This window comes from Streptomyces sp. ISL-100 (assembly GCF_018614615.1).
Taxonomy (GTDB): Bacteria; Actinomycetota; Actinomycetes; order Streptomycetales; family Streptomycetaceae; genus Streptomyces.
Window position 1 is genome coordinate 169,815 of sequence record NZ_JAGGOK010000029.1, and the last position, 16,920, is coordinate 186,734.

Consider the following 16,920-nt stretch of genomic DNA (forward strand, 5'->3'; position numbering starts at 1 on the left):
GTAGTGGGTAGGAGACGGTACGCGAAAGACGCGGGCCATGGTATGGACGGGGGCGGCGCATGGACGCGGTGAGGCTCATCGGGCAGAGCCGGCACGCACTCGCGCAGAGCCGGGCGGCACGGGACATCCTGGCGGAGGCCTGGCAGGCGCAGGCGCTGACCCAGGCGATCGGCGGACAGCTGGTGCTGACCGGTCCGGCGGAGCTGAGAGGTGAGGCGCGCGGGCTCAGCGAGACAGGCGGGCGGGGCTGCGGGGTGCTCGACATCCCGGCGCTGTGGGCGGGCGGGGCGGACGACGCCGGGGGAGCGCCCCCGGACGCCCGGCCGCGTGCCGCGCAGCTGTCCCAAGTGGCGGACGCGCGAGCGGCGTTGATCGGGTTGAGCGGACTTCTCGGGGAGGTGGGAATCGCGCTCGTCGGGGTCGCGTGCGCCACCGACGAAGAGGGTCTCTACTGGCAGTGCATCGAGGGCATCGACGCCGCCGACGAGTCGAGCGACCGCGTGCGCGGGATATTACGCCGGCTCACGGTGCGGGAGCAGGACAGACGTCGCAGCGCTGCTCGCGACTCGGCGGCGGAGCCGTCATGACGCCGTCAGCCGCCGGTGCCACCGCTCGCGGCGGTCGGCGGGCGATCGCCGGTGGACTGGATGTCGGTGCTGGGCTGGACCTCGGTGCCGGCCTGGACGTCGGTGCCGGCCTGGAGGTCGGCGTCGAGCTGCGAGAGGTCGGCGTTCAGCGCCGCCATCAGTTCCTCCATCTGCTGGAGCAGGCCTTTTGGCTGCTGGGGTACGGCCTGTTCTGGCGCGGCTTCCTGGGACATGGCGGACTCCTCGGCCCTGGCCTTCCCCGCGGGGGAGGGCGGTGCCGCGTACGACGCGCCGGCAGCGGCCGCCGGCGCGCGGGCCGGGCGGTCCGGCTCCGCCCGAGCCAACGATCTTTCCGGGCGCCGGTCACTGGCGAGGCCGTGCGCGGGCCGCCCGGCCGGTGGAAGTTCACTCGACAGGGCAGAGCCGCGGGGCGGGTGCGGGTGGTGGGGTTGACGGCAGTCCAGCGGTGCAGGATGGAGGTATGGATCTTCGAATCTTCACTGAGCCCCAGCAAGGGGCGACCTACGACACCCTGCTCACCGTCGCCAAGGCCGCCGAGGACCTGGGCTTCGACGCCTTCTACCGCTCGGACCACTATCTGCGGATGGGGTCGGGCGACGGCCTGCCCGGGCCGACCGACGCCTGGATCACGCTGGCCGGGCTCGCCCGCGAGACCAGGCGGATCCGGCTGGGCACGCTGATGACCGCGGGCACCTTCCGGCTGCCGGGCGTGCTGGCCATCCAGGTCGCGCAGGTCGACCAGATGTCGGGCGGCCGGGTGGAACTGGGCCTGGGGGCGGGCTGGTTCGAGGAGGAGCACCGGGCGTACGGGATCCCGTTCCCGAAGGAGAAGTTCGGCCGGCTGGAGGAGCAGCTGGCCATCGTCACCGGGCTGTGGGCGACGGAGACCGGCAAGACGTTCAGCTACGACGGGACGTACTACCAGTTGACGGACTCACCGGCGCTGCCCAAGCCCGCGCAGGCCAAGGTGCCGGTGCTGGTCGGCGGGCACGGCGCGACCCGCACGCCGCGGCTGGCCGCACGGTACGCCGACGAGTTCAACATCCCGTTCGCCTCGCTGGAGGACAGCGAGCGGCAGTTCGGGCGGGTCAGGGCGGCGGCGGAGAAGGCCGGGCGCAAGGCGGACGACCTGGTGTACTCCAACGCGCTGGTGGCGTGCGTGGGTAAGGACGACGCGGAGGTGGCCCGCCGGGCGGCGGCCATCGGTCGGGAGGTGGAGGAGCTCAAGGCGAACGGGCTGGCGGGCTCACCGGCCGAGGTGGTCGACAAGATCGGCCAGTACGCCGCGATCGGCGCGTCGCGGGTCTATCTCCAGATCCTGGACCTGGACGATCTCGAACACCTGGAGCTGATCTCCTCGCAGGTCCAGTCGCAGCTGAGCTGAGGAGTGGCCTGAGGAGTGTCTGACGAGTAAACGAGTAAAGGAGTCTTGCCGTGAAGCCAGTCCGTCCGCTTGCCGCCGCACTCGGAGCCGGGGCCCGGGGGCCCGTTGTCCTTGACGGCGGTCTGTCCAACCAACTGGAGGCGCAGGGCTGCGACCTGTCCGACGCGCTCTGGTCGGCGCGGCTGCTCGCCGACGGGCCGCAACAGATCGCGGCGGCGCACGCGGCGTATGTGCGGGCGGGCGCACAGGTGCTGATCACCGCCAGTTACCAGGCGACGTTCGAGGGCTTCGCGCGGCGGGGGCTCGGCCCGGGCAAGGCCGCGGAGCTGCTGGCGGGCAGCGTCGAACTGGCGCGTGCGGCGGGGGAGACCGTGGACCGGGAGGTCTGGGTGGCGGCCTCGGTCGGGCCGTACGGGGCGATGCTCGCCGACGGCAGCGAGTACCGGGGACGGTACGGGCTCTCGGTGCGCGAGCTGGAGCACTTCCACCGGCCGCGCGTCGAAGCGCTCGTGGCGGCGGCGCCCGATGTGCTGGCGCTGGAGACGGTGCCGGACACCGACGAGGCCGAGGCGCTGCTGCGGGCCGTCGAGGGGTCCGGGACGCCGGTCTGGCTCTCGTACAGCATCGCGGGCGGACGGACCCGGGCCGGCCAGCCGCTGGACGCCGCCTTCGCGCTCGCGGCGGGGAACGATCAGGTGATCGCGGTGGGGATCAACTGCTGCGAGCCGCGTGACGCGGACGCGGCGGTGGAGGTCGCGGCCTCGGTGACCGGGAAACCGGTCGTCGTGTACCCGAACAGTGGTGAGCGGTGGGACGCGGAGGGGAGGCGGTGGAGTGGCGGGGGCACGTACGACCCGGCGCGGGTGCGCGAGTGGCGGGCGTCCGGGGCCCGGCTGGTGGGCGGCTGCTGCCGGGTCGGGCCCGCGGAGATCGCGGAGCTGGCCCGGCTGGCCGGACCGGATGCTTGAGCCACCGGTCGCTTAATCCCCTGGTCAGGGATGGGCCGGGCCGACGATACTCGGGCATGTGTTCCTGACGTACAGGCCGACTCGTCCGCTGCCCTGACTTGTCCCAGGTCAGGGCGGGTTTTTTAGTGCGGACATTTTGGCGGGGTCGAAACCGGGTCGTTTTGGCCGGGAAACCGTCGCGCGAATCGGTCTCTCGCAGCACTGCCATATCGGGACATTCTCCCTTATGGAGCTGCGCTCTCCGCCCCTGCCGCTGTCCAGTCACCTCGGGCTATGCACTTTCGTATCGTACGAAGTATCCGGAGAGGGTTGAGTGTTGCCCCTTGGGGCTCGCGACGCGCTCCGGTATGTCCGGGTTGTGATCAGGGGTCGGCTCGCGGAAGCCGAAGATCAGGCTGTCCCTGAGTGCTGGGAAGGGACCTCGTTGTCGCTGGACGGTCAATCGGCGATCGACACGCTCGTCGAAGACACCACTCAATGTGATAGCGGTCCGGCCTGACGCCCCCAGCTCATCCCACCATCGTGCCTGTTTCGTGCAACCCCGAGACGGCTGAGGGCCAGCCCTCACCCGGTTCAAGCCCCGACAAGGACGGTTTTCACAGCGAATCATTGGACACGTGGCGCCCGGCGGTGCCGACCTGCTGCCGGACACGAGACTCAGACACCGGGCTCGCCAGCCTGTCGTACGGACAGGCCCGCGCCCTGTTGGACGAGCACACCGCCATCGGCGGACTTGGCACGGGCTGGGACCTCCACGGTACAGAGCCCGTATCGCCGCCCGCTCCATGGGCCATCACGGCGTCCAGCATGGCGCTCAGAGGTGCTGCGATGGCTTCTTCTCGCGGGTGCCTTCGATGGTGACGCCGTTCCAGAAGGCGACGTGGTTCTTGATGCGCCGGGCGAGCGGGCTCGGATGTGGGTAGTACCAGGCGGCGTCGGGGTTCACCTGACCGTTCACGGTGAGGGTGTAGTAACGAGCGATCCCCTTCCACAGGCACAGCGACTTGGTCGAACTCTCGGTGAAACACTCACGCTTGAGCGACTCGGGCGGAAAGTAGTCGTTGCCCTCCACCCGCTTCGTCCGTGAGGTTTCAGCGATAACGACGCCGTTCCAGATCGCGCGCATCATGGCTCTCTCATCTCCTCCACTCGGGTGTAGGAAACCCGGTAAGCCGGTCCTGGGCTTCCATCCGTAGCAGGGAGCGTGGAGGGAAACCTCGTCCTCCTACCGAGCACGGCGCCGGCCAAGGCGGCCGAGCCAGTGAAGAACAGACCGTCACGATCCAGCGCGGGGACGTCGACTTCGAGCCGAAGCTTGCCGTGCTGGTCACCGTCGTACGGAAGATCGGTGTCGAGGCCGACGGAGAACGCGATGCGAGGCCGCGCAGGCTGCATGGGTCTGGAGCGATGTGGAGGTGGCGTGGCGGCGGACCCTGATCTCGAACTACTTCAACTCCTACGCCCGTACCGACCTGGACGTTCTCCCGACTCATTGTCTGCAAGGCCGAGCGGGGGCGGGCAGCAGTCCCTGCGACTCGTGCGACGACGGTGGACGAGTACGGCGATTCCAGCGGCTACCACAGCGGCGGCCGCCGCGATCAGCCACGGGCTGCCCAGTACGCCGCCAATAGCGCCGAGCGCGCCCCCGGCCAACAGCACCGGTACGGCACAGCAGACCACCATCATCAACCCCACTCCGACGGCGGCCAGTACGCCGGTCGGCCGGGACGGCTTGCTGTTACCGGTCATCAGCTGTCGCCTCCTTCGGCCGATGCAGGTTCGATGCGGGGGCAGCAGTTCAGGGCGGCGGCATTGTCGGCGGCCAGGGCGCGGGCGAGCACGACGAGATCCGCGACGCGTGGGTCACCGACGGAGTAGAGCAGTCTGCGGCCGTCACGGCGGGCGGTCACATAGCCGCAGTCGGCCAGGCAGGACAGGTGGACCGACACCCTGGGCTGGGAGATCCCGGCGTGGGCGACGCACTCGGCTGTGGTGCGCTCGCCGCCGAGGATGAACTCCAGCAGCTTGAGGCGGGTGGGGTCGGACAGCGCGCGGAAGAACGTCGCCACCGTGTCCGTGTGCGTGCAGGCGCCTGCCGGGGCGGCGGCCTGCGGAGTCGAGGTGGTGCGCTGAAGCATGCGAGGGGTCTCCACAACTTGAACTATTCGCCTAGACGAATACTATGCCAGTAGTGACGTATTCGGAAGAGCGAATAGCTGCGGGAGCTTGTGCGGCCCGGCACTGGGAGGCAGGCAGCACCATGACAGATACAGACCCCGGCTTCGACCTGGCGATCATTGGTTCCGGTTCGGCCGCGTTCGCCGCGGCCATCGCCGCGATCGGCAAGGGTAAGCGCGTGGTGATGGTCGAGCGCGGCACCACGGGCGGCACCTGCGTGAATGTCGGCTGCGTGCCGTCCAAGGCGCTGCTCGCCGCCGCCGAGGCACGTCACACGGCCCAGGCCGCAGGGCGTTTTCCCGGTCTGACGGCCAGGGACGTTCCGGTCGGCTTCCCCGCTCTGATCGGCGGAAAGGACGCGCTGGTCGAGGAAATGCGCATGCACAAGTACGCCGGTCTCGCGGACGAGTACGGGTGGCAGATCACCCGCGGGAGCGCCGCCTTCGGTGGGGACGCCGACCGCCCAGTCCTGAACATCACGCTCGAGGACGGCGGTGAGGCGCACATCGTGGCCACGCACTATCTGATCGCTACGGGCGCCGAACAGTGGGCACCGCCCGTGCCCGGTCTGGAACAGGCCGGGCACCTGACCTCCACCGGTGCCATGGAACTCGATCAACTACCCGCATCAATGATCATCGTCGGCGGCAACGCGGTCGGCCTGGAGCAGGCCCAGCTCTTCTCCCGGCTCGGCACACGGGTCACGGTCGTCGAGGCGCTGGACCGGCTCGCCCCGTTCGAGGAGCTGGAGGTCTCCGCCGCGATCGAGGAGGTCTTCGCCGACGAGGGCATCGCGGTCCACACCGCCACAACCCTGACCGCCGTCCGGCGCGACAAGGCCGGCTACACCCTCTCCACCACAGCCGAGGAGCTGCGGGCCGAGCATCTGCTGATGGCCACCGGCCGTCGCCCCGCCACCACCGGACTGAATCTGGAGCGGGTCGGGGTGAAGACCGGTGCGCTGGGCGAGGTGGTCGTGGACGAACAGTCGCGCACCACGCATCCGAGGATCTGGGCCGCCGGGGACGTCACCGGTCAAGCCCAGTTCGTCTATGTCGCCGCGGCTCAGGGCTCGCTCGTCGCCGACAACGCCTTCGACGGTGCCCAGCGGTCCCTGGACTACGCGGCGCTGCCACGGATCACCTTCACCAGCCCCGCCCTCGCCTCGGTCGGCATGACCGACGCCCAGGCAGCCGATGCCGGCATCCGCTGCAACTGCCGTACGCTGCCGCTCGCGCACGTACCCAGGGCGCTGGTCAACCGGGACACCCGCGGCCTGGTCAAGATCGTCGCCGAGGCCGGCACCGGCCGCATGCTCGGTGTGCACGCCGTCGCCGAGGGCGCCGGAGATCTGATCACCGCCGCCACGTACGCGATCAGCGCGGGGATGACTGTCGACCAGCTCGCACGCACCTGGGCCCCGTACCTGACCATGGCCGAGGCCCTCAAACTCGCCGCCCAGACCTACACCCAAGACGTGGACAAGCTGTCCTGCTGCGCCGGGTGAACCAGCGAAAGGGGGAACGAACCCATGGACACGAACCGGGCCCGTCCGATGACAGTCGGAGAGCTGTCCCGCCGGACCGGGGTGCCGGTCAAGACCCTGCGCGAGTACACCGATCTCGGACTGATCTACACCCTCGGCCGCAGCCCGGCGAACTACCGGCTGTTCGACGCCGACGCCCTGTGGTGCGTGCGGTTCATCGGCGAGCTGCGGGGCCTTGGACTGACCGTGGCCGAGATCCGCGAGCTGACCACCGCATATCTCGACGACACCGGCCCGCCGACCGGGCCCCGTATGACGGAGCTGCTGCACCGCTCGCGCGAGAGGCTGGAGCAGCGCATCGCGGAGCAGCAGCGCACGCTGCGTCGGATCGAGGAGTTCGAAGCCGAGCACCGCGCGGACTTGGGGTGCGAGGGTGACACCGAGTTCTGCTGGGCCGGTAATCCACGGGGATGCGCCACGAGGGCTTGACCCTCACCCCGGGGGCAGACCCTACGGTCACGCGTATCGGACCAACCCACTCCTGGAGGGAAGATCCCCGTGGACACCGACATCCAGCAGTTCGCCACCCGCTTCAACGACTCGCTCAGCGCCGCCCCCGGCGCGCACTTCTGGCTGCTGCGTCCCCTGTTGACCCTTCTCGCGGCCGGTGAGCCGGTCACCGTGGACCAGCTCGCCACCGCGGCCGGCCGCGGTGGCGAAGAGGTCCGCCAGACGCTCGCCACCATGTCAGACACCGAGTACGACAGCGACGGCCGCATCATCGGCTACGGCATCACCTTCAACCCCACACCGCACAGGTACGAGACCGGCGACCGCACCTTCTACACCTGGTGCGCGCTCGACACCCTCGCCCTCCCCGCCTTCCTCGGCAAGACCGCTCACGTGACCTCCCCTTGCCACGGCACCGGAGAGCCGGTTCGCCTCACCGTGGCACCGGACGAGGTCACGAGCGTCGAACCGGCTACTGCCGTCGTCTCGCTCGTCACCCCGGACGCACCGACGTCGATCCGTAGCTCGTTCTGCAATCAGAGCCACTTCTTCGCCGGCCCGGACGCCGCGAGGGACTGGCTCGCAGAGCACCCCGGCGCCAGGATCCTGCCCGTCGCCGACGCCTACGAAGTCGGGCAATCCGTCGTCGAGCAGATCGTCACCGCTGACACTCCGTCCGGGTGTTGCTGAAGCAGTAGCGGACCGATCCTTGGCCTGGGCATACGCCGGCTCGCTCAGCGGGGAGTCCAGATCAAATCCAGCACGTGCCCGCTGGGCGGCCCAGCCTCCAGCAGCCACGCACCAGAGGTGCTGTCCTGGCTTACGGCACAGCCCAGCACCGTCTCGGTGATGCCGGGGCGGGGCTGGGTTGCAAAGTGGCGAGGGACTCCGGCCGGCTGCCCTGCCCGCTGCTTGTGACCGGTGGCCACATGGGCTCCGTCCTGCATCCGGCTCCGCATGCGAGGTCGCCGGCCGCCCATACGCCCTGCTCCCTAAGGCTCTCCCAACGCCAGCGAAAGTGACCAGGCGTAAAATTCACGTGTAACTGCGGGGAGGCGTCATGCGGCACAGAATGCGTATCGGGCCGTTCCAGATCGGCTTCGGTCGCCGTCCGGTGTCCCCGATGGACAGCTCACTCAGCCGCGAACGTTTCACCATCGACGTCGCAGAGGGTTTGATGGGCGTCGGGGTTCCGTTCAGGCGGGGTTGCAGCGCCCTCGGGTTCCGCGTGGTGGTCACCGACACGGAAACCGGGCGGCGCCAGTACGTCTCCGAGAACTACACCCACGACCTCGCGTATGCCGACGGCGAAAAATACGTCACCAAATTGATCACTGGAGTGAAGAGAGTGAAGTAGAGACAGACACCTGATCCCGCCATGCCCTACCCTCCGCCCCTCCGCGAAGCGCCCCGCACCGGTGCAGCACCGCGAACTGCTCGCGGAGCGCGTGAGCGCCCTTGTACTTGTGCGGCGGCCACTAGCCGGCCTCGTCGCGCAGCCGGTCCGGTTCCAGAACGGTGATACGGCCCCGGCCCAGCCGCAGTACGCCCCGGTCGGCCAGCTCGCGCAGCACCTTGGTGACCGTTTCGCGGGACGTGCCGGCCAGGGCGGCGACCTGCTCGTGGGTGAGCGCGACCTGGGGATGTCCGGCCAGCGGGCGCAGCGGCCGGGCCGGTGGGGCCGCGGGGATGAGGGTGAGCAGAGTGGAGGCGACGCGTTGGGCGACGGACTTGAAGACCGTGTCGGACAGCCGCTGTTCGAGGTCGGCGAGGCGGCTGCCGAGGATCGCGGTGATCCGGGCGGCGATCCTCGGGTCCGAGAGCAGAAGCCTGTGTACGTCGTCGCGGCTCATCACGCAGACGGTGGCGTCATCGAGGGCCTCGGCGTAGTTGCCGTACATGCGCTGCCCGAGCAGGACCATCTCACCGAAGATCGTTCCGGGGTTGATGATGGCCGTGGTCAGGGCGCGGCCCTCGGCGGATACCCGGAAGACGCGGATTCGGCCGCGTTTGAGGATGAACAGCACCTCGCACGGCTGGGGCGGGGAGAACAGCATCTCGCCCACGGTGTAGGTCCTCATCGGTGCGGCATCCGCGATGGCCGCCATCTCAGGCTCACTCAGGTCACAGAAGATGTCGACCTCGGACAGGCACCAGGTCCGGTCGGTGTCTTCACGGCTTTCGATCACGCGGGTGGTCTCCTCGCGTCGTCCCGGCGCCCAGGGCGGGGGCGCGGCGCCCCACACCGGGTCGGCCAGGGCATCGGCACCTTCCACTAGACAGGAAGGTACGGGTCCGCGCGAGGGGGTGCCGGGACCACCCGCAGCAGCACCCGCAGGGCGGGCCGCCCCCGAAGGGGAGGGGGACGGCCGTTCGGTGTTGGTCATGACGAGGTGTCGTCGCGGTGCATGACCCGGTGGACACAGGCGTACGCCAGGCCCAGCAGCAGGCCGTAAACGAGATGTCCGGCGAAGCTCTTCCAGGCCATCTCGTTGACCTCGAAGACCGGCATGCCGAGCTTGGCGGGCATCAGCCACAGCGCGCCCAGCACCCACCAGAGGGCGCCGTAGGCCAGACCGAGTACGGCGGCCGGGAGGAAGCGTGCGGCGCGGTGCCCGGCCAGCAGGGCGAACGTGATGCCGATGAACGCGGAGATCGCCAGGTGGACCACCCAGGCGACGCCGATGGAGCTGGAGTCCACCAGCATCGCGACCATCGGCATCATGTCCCAGACCTGCATCATGATGCCGAAGGCAACACCGCCGACCAGCCCACCCGCCGCACCGAACATGGCATGCGCGGGGATGGCGGCGACAGCACGGTGCTGTGATGAGGCGTGTGCAGTGGTCATGATCGTGTGCCCTTCGTTGCGGTGACTGTGCTGCCGACGCTAGGAGCGATGCAGGCGGCATGTATGTGAGGGCGCTTACGTACGGGCCGGTAGATCACGGGAGTTCGACGGGGCTGGTACACCGCGCGAAGACGCGCGAAGACACGCTCGTGACGGACGGAAGCGGAGCCCGCCCAGGAGCCGGCCCTTGGACGCCTTACGCACGCTCCATCAGTTCCCTGCCGCGCGGCCGAAGTAGGCCGTGGAGAGGACCAGCTCGCACCGCTCTGCGGGCAGGCAGGCCAGGGTCGGCCGGCTGGCTGGCCGGGCGGCATCGAGAGGCCTCCGCTGACCCGAGCATGTGGCCACTGAGCGGAACCGGCTACAGGCCGCGGGCCTCCCCATCGAGTCGTACCGGTTGGGCGGGAGCTCATCTCACACGGACACGGCAGGGGCCAACGCGTCGAAGACTTCGTCGACCTGTTCGTATCCGGCGCGCAGCAGGAAGGTGTTGAGGCGGCCGTAGGACTTGGCGCCGAGGATGAAGAAGTGCGGTTCGGGGTTGCGCAAGGCGTCGATGCCGACGGTGGGCTGGGCGAGGCAGTCGCCGCCCGCGGAGCCGAGCAGGGCGGCGGAGAGGTTCATGGGGGCGGCCGTGGCGTAGCACTCGTGGACCTGTAGCTGACGGTAGAGGGAGGCGTCGCCGACGTACCCGGTGAGCGCCACGATGTGGTCGCAGACGATCTCGCGGGGGCCCTGGGAGGTGCCGAGGGTGACACGCACCCGGTCGCCGTCGGAGTGCAGGGATTGGACATGGGCGCCGGTGTGGACGGTGACGCGGTCGCTGACGCCGTCGGCGAACGCCTGGGAGATTTCGACGAGCTGCTGGCGGCCGGGCAGGGTGTCGTCTCGTACGGCTCCCCAGTCGGGAGCCGGGCTGCGCACGATCCACTCGACGCGGGTGCCGGGAAGTGCAGCGAGGTCGCGGGCGGTGGTCTGGGCGGATTTGCCGGCGCCGAGGAGCAGGATGGTGCCCGCCCAGCGGTCCGGATCACGGACAGGCGGGAGAGTGCGGGTGATGCGGTGGTCGAGGGCCCGTTCGCCGGGGGCGGGGATGCCGCCGGCGCCCAGGGTGTTGGGAACGGCGTAGGTACCGGTGCAGTCGAGGACGAGGTCTGCTTCGGCCGTTTCCTCACCGTCGGGCGTGTCGAGGAGGAGGGTGAAGGGTGCCGCGGCGCGGACGTCGGTGCCGATCTGCTCGTGTTTGAGCAGGCCGGTGCGGGCGATGGCAGCGACCCTGGTACGCAGCCGGATGCGGCCTTCGAGGGCGGGCAGTGCGGCGACGGGGTCGAGGAGGCGGGCCGCCAGTTCGGCTCCGGTGGGGCAATCGTCGCCGGTCGGGGCGTGCGGCAGGTGCGTGCGCATCCGGTGCGAGACGTTGAGGTCCCACGCGGTGAACAGGCGGACATGGCCCCAGGCGCGTACGTGGGCGGCGACGGTGTCCGCAGCCTCGTAGACGGTGAACGGCCATCCGGCGTCGGCGCAGGCGAGCGCGGCGTCGAGGCCGACCGGTCCGGCGCCGAGGATCGCGACGTGTCGCTGCATGATGAACTCCCTTTCACACGCGTACGGGTACAGGTCAGATGGCGCAGTGGACGGGGCGGGGCAGGCTGCCGTCGGTGAGGCGGGCGGCGAAGAACCGCTCGGTCACCAGCTGTTTGCCCATGGCCAGCGGGGTCCCTGCGGGGGCGAGATGCAGGTCGGGGCTGGTGGCCAGATCGGCGCCGGCGGGGTGCCAGTGCAGGCCGTCGGCGGTAACGGTCAGCTCCGGGATGCTGGAGTCCTCGCCGATCTCCACTCCGGTTTCGGAGAAGCCGCGGCGCAGTAGCGGGCGCACGGCGAAGTGGTCGGCCGGCAGGCCGAGTCCGGCGAGCAGGTCGGCGACCGCGGGGACCTCGTGGGTGTTCTCAGGCGTCTCGGTGAGGGCGACGCGCGGGGGCAGGCCGAGGTCGATCAGGTGACGGATGCCGTCCATGGTGCGCTGCCAGGAGCCGGAACCGCGGTGCAGGTCGTGGGTGGCGGCGGTGGCGCCGTCCAGGGAGGTCTGGACGGTGAGTTTGCGGCCGGCCAGGTCCGCGAGCCCGGTGGCACGGCGGCCGCGCAGCAGCATCGCGTTGGTCATGACGGCGGTGGGCAGCTGGGCGGAGGCGTGGTCGAGGAGTTCGACGATGTCGGGGTGGAGGAAGGGCTCGCCGCCGGTGACGTACAGCTCGGTGAACCCGGCCTGCACGGCTTCGTCGACGAGAGCGCGGAAGGCGTCGGCGGGCAGGGTGCGAGCCGCCGCCTTCGGGGAGGAGGCGACCGCGCAGTAGTCGCAGGCCAGGTTGCAGTGGAAGTTGGTGTAGAGCCAAAGGCGGGACGGGAAGTACGGGGTGCCGAACAGTGGGACCACCGGCCGGTCACCCTCCAGGGCTTGCAACGTGGCTTCTCCCCAGCCGTCGTCGGCGGGACGGAACCCGGACGGCAGGGTGGAACGGTAGAGGTGGTAGCGGCCCCGTGAACGCTCACGCGGGGGCAGGATCTCCAGGCAGGTGGTCCACCAGCCGATCTCGATGGTCTCGACGAACACTTCGGGGAGCCCGGCGGCGCGCATGGAGCGGGCTTGCGCCTGCCAGTCGTACGCGAGCGGAATCAGCTCCGCCTTGGGGTACCCGTCGCCGAGGTCGATGAGGGCGTACCAGACGTTCCGGCGGCCGTCGTTGGCAGGCTTGCCGAGTACGCCGACGTTGACTGCGAGCCTCTCCCCGATGTGCCGCTGCCAGGGCAGGCCGCTGTGGGTGCACAGCACCACGTCCGCGCCGGACGCCTCGGCGCGCAGCCGGTGCTGCCCCTCCGGCAGCGACTCCCACCAGAAGTCGTTCAGCGCCAGCGTCGACCCGTGGACCATGTGGACGTCCACGCCGTCGATGCTCTCCCTGTGCTCAGTGGGCAGTTGGCCCATCCAGGCGGCGAAGTCACGGCTGGTGGTGGCGAGGGTGTGGTCGTAGATGAGCTGGGCGTACTCGTTGTCCTTGGGGTCGCGGTAGCCGCAGCCGCAGTCGGTGTCGCCGCGGGCGATCGCCACGTCGTAATTGCCCGCGATGCACTCGACGCCGTTGTCGGCCAGGATCGGCCACAGGGCATCCACGTCGGCGCCGAAGCCACCGAGATCGCCCAGGCAGAACAGGCGCTCGGCTCCTCTGGCGCGGGCGTCGTCGACGAAGGCTTGCAGGGCGTACGGATTGCCGTAGGGGCCTCCGCATACTGCGATACGCATAGGGGGTGTCTCTCTCCAAGATCGAACGGTCACGTACGGGCATCGCGCGCTGTACGTCCGCAGCGGGCCGGCCGGGGCCCTGCGGCGTAGCGGGTGCGGATGGTCTCGGGGTCGACGCCCGCGAAGTACAGCAGCTTCAGGTACTGCATGAAGGCGATCATGCGCCAGGTGCCGTGCTCGGTGAACCGGCGCGACGAGGCCGTCGAGGTAGCGGTCAACAGGCACAGCCGTCCGCGCCGGTGCAGACGCCGGGACATTTCCAGGTCCTCCATGATGGCCAGGTCCGGGAAGCCGCCGAGTTCGTCGAAGACAGTGCGGCGGACGAACATGGCCTGGTCGCCGAAGATGTGGTGCAGGCGGCGGGCCCGGGCATTCGACGTCCACGCCAGGTAGTTAAGTCCGGGCGTGCGGCGGTCGAAGCGGATGGTGAGGCCGCCGCCCACCACGTTCGGGTCAATGAGGCAGGTGCGGATCTGGCCGAGGGCCGCCGGGGCGATGGCGGTGTCGGCGTGGACGAACCACAGGACGTCGCCGCCGGCGTGCCGTGCTCCCTCGTTCATCTGACGTGCGCGGCCACGTGCGCTGTGCACCACGGGGGCGTACGGGGTGGCGAGTTCGACGGTGGCGTCGGTGGAGCCGCCGTCGACGACGATCAGCTCGCAGTCGGGAAAGTCGCGGCACAAGCGGCTCAGCGCGGTCTGGACGGTGGCTTGTTCGTTCAGGACGGGGACGATGATCGACACCTGGCTCATACCGCCTCCGTGGGCTGGAGCAGGGCGGCGATCCGGTACGGCATCACCGGGTCCGCGAGGAGCGCGGCAGCGTCCTCGGGAGTGTCCAGGTCCCGCAACGGGCGGAGCAGTTCCACACTCAGTCCCTCCTCGGCGGCGACTGCGCAGGTAGCGGCCAGGACCTTGTCCGTACTCCACAGGGCCGCATCGATACCGAACAGCCCGGCGTGCGGGTGGCGCATGCCGATCAGGTAGTAGCCGCCGTCCAGCGCCGGGCCGAGCACAACCTCCTTGTGCTCCAGTGAGGAGAGGGCGACGGTCAGGTGGTCGCGGGTCAGAGTCGGCGCGTCGGTGCCGATGACCAGCAGCGGCCCCGCACCGTCGGCGAACGCCTCCACCACCGCAGAGGTGAGCCGCTGTCCGAGGTTCTCGCCACGCTGCACCACCAGGCGGACGCCGGGAAGGATAACGTCGCCTGGGCTTTCCTCGCCCACTCCTGGCGCGTACGCCAAATAGGTGCGCAGTCCGTGCGACGACGTCATCTCCAGGGTGTGCCGGATCAGTTCGGCCTGGAGGACGGCACAGCCGTCTGGGCCGAGCAGCGGGTGCAGCCGGGTCTTGACCGTGCCCGCCCGGGGTGCTTTCGCCATGACCAGCACCGAGGGTGTACGCCGCGTACTCATGCGCCGAACCGGTAGACGGTGCCGACCGGTGCCACGAGTTCCAGGCCCGGCAGGGCATGGGCGGCCAGCGCAGCGAAGATGTCCTTGCTCGCAGCCATCCGGGCCAACAATGCTTCGACCGGCTCGGGTTGCGGTGCGACGCCGTTGGCGTAGTCGGTGACAAAGCCGACCAGGGCCATCGGCAGCTCGGCCTCACCGGCCAGCACTACCTCCGGGCCTGCCGTCTGGCTGACCGCGGTGACGCCCGCGGCGGCCAGCGCGGCGATCTCGGGGCGGCTGTTGAAGCGGGGGCCGTCCACATACCCGTACACCCCGCTCGTGACAACAGGCGTGCCGGTGTGTGCGGCAGCCGCGATCAGGGCCCGGCGCAGCGGCTCGCTGAACGGCCGGTCGAAGATCCAGTGGCCGCGGCCGGCGGCGCCGGGAGACTCGTACCACGTGCAGGCAGAGCCGTCGGGGAGCCGGTTGGCGGGGAAGTACAGGTCGTCAAAGACCACCAGGGAACCGGGCTCGGCGGCAGGGTCGACGGCGCCGCACACGGTGAGGGACACCAGTGCGTCGACCTTGCAGGCGAGCAGGGCGGCGAGGTTCGCCCGGTGATCCACCTGGTGCGACAGCCGGTGATGGCCGGTACCGTGCCGGGACAGGTGCACCAACTCAGCGTCATCCAGGTGGCCTTCGGTGACGGTGGCCTCGCCGTACTCGGTCTTGATCGTTCGCTGGGCCGCGTTCTCCAGTTGGGGCCAGTCGTAGCTGCCGGAACCGGTGATGACACCGATGCGCATGGGTCACTTCTCCTGTGTGGCGGGACGGCGGACGGACGTACGGACCTCGACGAGCGGGAGCAGCCTGCGCAGCTGGGCGTTCTCGGCCGGGTCGAGAACGGCGTGCTGCACACAGGCGGGCACCAGGGTGCCGTCCTGGGGGTGGGCCATGGCGTAGTGGCAGGCGGCCAGGCGCTCCTGGGTTTCGCGCAGCTTCGGGTCCTGGGCCTGCTCGCCGCGCTGCATCATCTCCCAGGCGGGCTCGACGACTTCTGCGTCCATGAACTGATGCATCACAAAGGTGACCGGGCGGACGCGGAAGCGGTGGCGCAGCAGCCGCAGCACACCGACCCGGCCGGCCGTGCGGGCCAGCCACCGCAGCGCGATCACAACGGTGGACGGGTGACGGGCGACGACGCGGGCCAGCTTCGCGGCGAGCAACGCGGGCGGGGTGCCGGTGAAGCTGACCTTGCCGAAGTGGCGGAAGAAGCCGTCGCGCACGGCCAGATCGCGCGGGTCGTCCTCTTCGAGGAACGGGTACCAGCGTTTCCCGACGTAGAAGCCGTACGCGGTGCGGTTGCAGCGCACGTCACCGTTCTCGAAGACGTGATAGCCGAGCGTGCGGCCGGCGCCGCGCCCGATCTCCGCCCACACCGCATCCGGGGTGGCCTCGCGGTACTGCTCCTTCCAGCGCCGCTCATCGCCGAGAAAGGCGGCGGGCTGGAAGGAGAACATGCCATAGCCCATCCCCTGGCAGTCGCGGATGACGTCAGCGATCTCGTCGAGGTTGCCGGGGGTGACGGTCATGTTGTGGGCGAGGAAGTACCGCACCCTGTGCTCGCGCTGCAGCTTTGCGAACATGTCGGCGAACCGCTGGCGGTAGGGGTTCAGCGCCTTCTCATTGGGCGGGCGTTCGATGCCGCGCCTGCCGTACATGAACTTGTCGAAGTGCGCGGCGAACGACAGCCGCGTGAGGCGCCGCTTGCTGTTGTCGCCGAGGGCCAGCTGCTCCAGGTAGGCGTAGTCGAAGTCGCCGTGGGTGAAGCTCATCGGCTCCCGGCCGTGCTGGCGCATGATCTCCAGGGTGGCGGCGTGGTCGTCGGGCGGGAGCAGACTCACCTCGCCGCCGATGAGCTGGGCGTGGGCGCGCGGGCCGCGCAGTGTGCGCAGCAGACGCATCTGGGCGGCTACTTGCTCCTGGGTGTGGGGGCCGTCGACGCGTACCTGGTTGGCGTCCTTCGAGTGGTAGCAGGGCGTGCACTTCAGGTTGCACTTGGGGAAGACGCCGTGGGTGCCTTCGCAGCCGACGCCGTGCTGCCCGATGATCTGGCCCGGCGTCTTGACGACGTCAGGCAGTTCGGCCCACCGGCGTTCCATCGCCGCGACGAACTCCGGGTCGTAGGGCCGGGTGGCATGTTCGACAGCCCGCAGCCGCGCCATGATTCCCATCGGGTAGATCTCC

The 16,920-nt window shown here is 69.8% G+C and carries 19 protein-coding genes and 1 pseudogene; 8 read left to right on the forward strand and 12 right to left on the reverse strand.

All coding sequences use genetic code 11. The annotated features are described in order from the left end of the window. Positions 1 to 59 precede the first annotated feature (59 nt). Complete coding sequence (locus J7E89_RS13330) at positions 60 to 587, forward strand: DUF6099 family protein (protein WP_214973060.1); 528 nt, start codon at positions 60 to 62, stop codon at positions 585 to 587. A 5-nt stretch (positions 588 to 592) separates the two neighbouring features. On the opposite strand, the gene J7E89_RS13335 is transcribed toward J7E89_RS13330, so the two are convergent. Next, positions 593 to 820: a hypothetical protein gene (locus J7E89_RS13335; protein ID WP_214973062.1), complete on the reverse strand. Its 228-nt coding sequence runs from the start codon at positions 818 to 820 to the stop codon at positions 593 to 595. 248 nt (positions 821 to 1,068) lie between these two features. Between J7E89_RS13335 and J7E89_RS13340 the strand changes: the two genes are divergently transcribed. The 3 genes and pseudogenes from J7E89_RS13340 to J7E89_RS40820 form a co-directional block, all read left to right on the forward strand. Next, the gene (locus J7E89_RS13340) at positions 1,069 to 1,992 is read left to right on the forward strand and encodes an LLM class F420-dependent oxidoreductase (RefSeq protein ID WP_214973064.1); all 924 of its coding nucleotides are present in this window, start codon (positions 1,069 to 1,071) and stop codon (positions 1,990 to 1,992) included. Positions 1,993 to 2,042: 50 nt separating this feature from the next. Next, positions 2,043 to 2,960: a homocysteine S-methyltransferase gene (gene mmuM, locus J7E89_RS13345; protein ID WP_214973066.1), complete on the forward strand. Its 918-nt coding sequence runs from the start codon at positions 2,043 to 2,045 to the stop codon at positions 2,958 to 2,960. Between the two features lie 660 nt (positions 2,961 to 3,620). Next, positions 3,621 to 3,716 (forward strand): annotated as a pseudogene (locus tag J7E89_RS40820) (site-specific integrase); the annotation flags it as partial. A gap of 58 nt (positions 3,717 to 3,774) precedes the next feature. Here the strand turns inward: J7E89_RS40820 and J7E89_RS13350 are convergent. The 3 genes from J7E89_RS13350 to J7E89_RS13360 form a co-directional block, all read right to left on the reverse strand. Then, positions 3,775 to 4,089, reverse strand: a complete 315-nt coding sequence (locus tag J7E89_RS13350; RefSeq protein WP_214973068.1) for a DUF427 domain-containing protein — start codon at positions 4,087 to 4,089, stop codon at positions 3,775 to 3,777. A gap of 320 nt (positions 4,090 to 4,409) precedes the next feature. After that, complete coding sequence (locus J7E89_RS13355) at positions 4,410 to 4,709, reverse strand: hypothetical protein (RefSeq protein WP_214973069.1); 300 nt, start codon at positions 4,707 to 4,709, stop codon at positions 4,410 to 4,412. Next, the gene (locus J7E89_RS13360) at positions 4,709 to 5,098 is read right to left on the reverse strand and encodes a helix-turn-helix transcriptional regulator (protein ID WP_214973071.1); all 390 of its coding nucleotides are present in this window, start codon (positions 5,096 to 5,098) and stop codon (positions 4,709 to 4,711) included. The genes J7E89_RS13355 and J7E89_RS13360 overlap by 1 nt, the downstream gene beginning before the upstream one ends. Before the next feature lie 122 nt (positions 5,099 to 5,220). Between J7E89_RS13360 and merA the strand changes: the two genes are divergently transcribed. The 4 genes from merA (at position 5,221) to J7E89_RS13380 (ending at position 8,491) form a co-directional block, all read left to right on the forward strand. Beyond that, complete coding sequence (gene merA, locus J7E89_RS13365; protein ID WP_214973073.1) at positions 5,221 to 6,645, forward strand: mercury(II) reductase; 1,425 nt, start codon at positions 5,221 to 5,223, stop codon at positions 6,643 to 6,645. Between the two features lie 24 nt (positions 6,646 to 6,669). Next, positions 6,670 to 7,113 (forward strand): MerR family transcriptional regulator, encoded by a 444-nt coding sequence (locus J7E89_RS13370; RefSeq protein ID WP_251060475.1) that lies wholly within the window; start codon positions 6,670 to 6,672, stop codon positions 7,111 to 7,113. A 69-nt stretch (positions 7,114 to 7,182) separates the two neighbouring features. Further along, positions 7,183 to 7,824, forward strand: coding sequence for an organomercurial lyase MerB (merB, locus tag J7E89_RS13375; RefSeq protein ID WP_214973075.1), 642 nt, complete (start codon positions 7,183 to 7,185; stop codon positions 7,822 to 7,824). A gap of 382 nt (positions 7,825 to 8,206) precedes the next feature. Further along, entirely contained in the window at positions 8,207 to 8,491 is a 285-nt protein-coding gene (locus J7E89_RS13380) for a hypothetical protein (protein WP_214973077.1), read from the forward strand. A 121-nt stretch (positions 8,492 to 8,612) separates the two neighbouring features. On the opposite strand, the gene J7E89_RS13385 is transcribed toward J7E89_RS13380, so the two are convergent. The 8 genes from J7E89_RS13385 to J7E89_RS13420 all read right to left on the reverse strand — a co-directional run bounded on the left by J7E89_RS13385 (position 8,613) and on the right by J7E89_RS13420 (position 16,907). After that, on the reverse strand, positions 8,613 to 9,410 hold the full coding sequence (locus J7E89_RS13385) for a Crp/Fnr family transcriptional regulator (RefSeq protein WP_308315460.1): 798 nt from the start codon (positions 9,408 to 9,410) through the stop codon (positions 8,613 to 8,615). A gap of 107 nt (positions 9,411 to 9,517) precedes the next feature. Beyond that, a complete protein-coding gene (locus J7E89_RS13390) occupies positions 9,518 to 9,985 on the reverse strand; it encodes a hypothetical protein (RefSeq protein ID WP_214973081.1) in 468 nt (155 codons plus the stop codon). Positions 9,986 to 10,399: 414 nt separating this feature from the next. Then, positions 10,400 to 11,569 (reverse strand): FAD-dependent oxidoreductase, encoded by a 1,170-nt coding sequence (locus J7E89_RS13395; protein WP_214973084.1) that lies wholly within the window; start codon positions 11,567 to 11,569, stop codon positions 10,400 to 10,402. A 34-nt stretch (positions 11,570 to 11,603) separates the two neighbouring features. Then, on the reverse strand, positions 11,604 to 13,280 hold the full coding sequence (locus J7E89_RS13400) for a radical SAM protein (protein WP_214973088.1): 1,677 nt from the start codon (positions 13,278 to 13,280) through the stop codon (positions 11,604 to 11,606). A 29-nt stretch (positions 13,281 to 13,309) separates the two neighbouring features. Next, on the reverse strand, positions 13,310 to 14,032 hold the full coding sequence (locus tag J7E89_RS13405; protein WP_214973089.1) for a TIGR04283 family arsenosugar biosynthesis glycosyltransferase: 723 nt from the start codon (positions 14,030 to 14,032) through the stop codon (positions 13,310 to 13,312). Next, positions 14,029 to 14,694 carry a TIGR04282 family arsenosugar biosynthesis glycosyltransferase gene (locus J7E89_RS13410; protein WP_214973090.1) on the reverse strand — a complete coding sequence of 222 codons (666 nt, stop codon included), beginning with the start codon at positions 14,692 to 14,694 and terminating at the stop codon, positions 14,029 to 14,031. The genes J7E89_RS13405 and J7E89_RS13410 overlap by 4 nt, the downstream gene beginning before the upstream one ends. Next, on the reverse strand, positions 14,691 to 15,479 hold the full coding sequence (locus tag J7E89_RS13415; protein WP_214973092.1) for an MTAP family purine nucleoside phosphorylase: 789 nt from the start codon (positions 15,477 to 15,479) through the stop codon (positions 14,691 to 14,693). The genes J7E89_RS13410 and J7E89_RS13415 overlap by 4 nt, the downstream gene beginning before the upstream one ends. 3 nt (positions 15,480 to 15,482) lie before the next feature. After that, positions 15,483 to 16,907 (reverse strand): radical SAM domain-containing protein, encoded by a 1,425-nt coding sequence (locus J7E89_RS13420; protein ID WP_214973094.1) that lies wholly within the window; start codon positions 16,905 to 16,907, stop codon positions 15,483 to 15,485. Positions 16,908 to 16,920 lie beyond the last annotated feature (13 nt).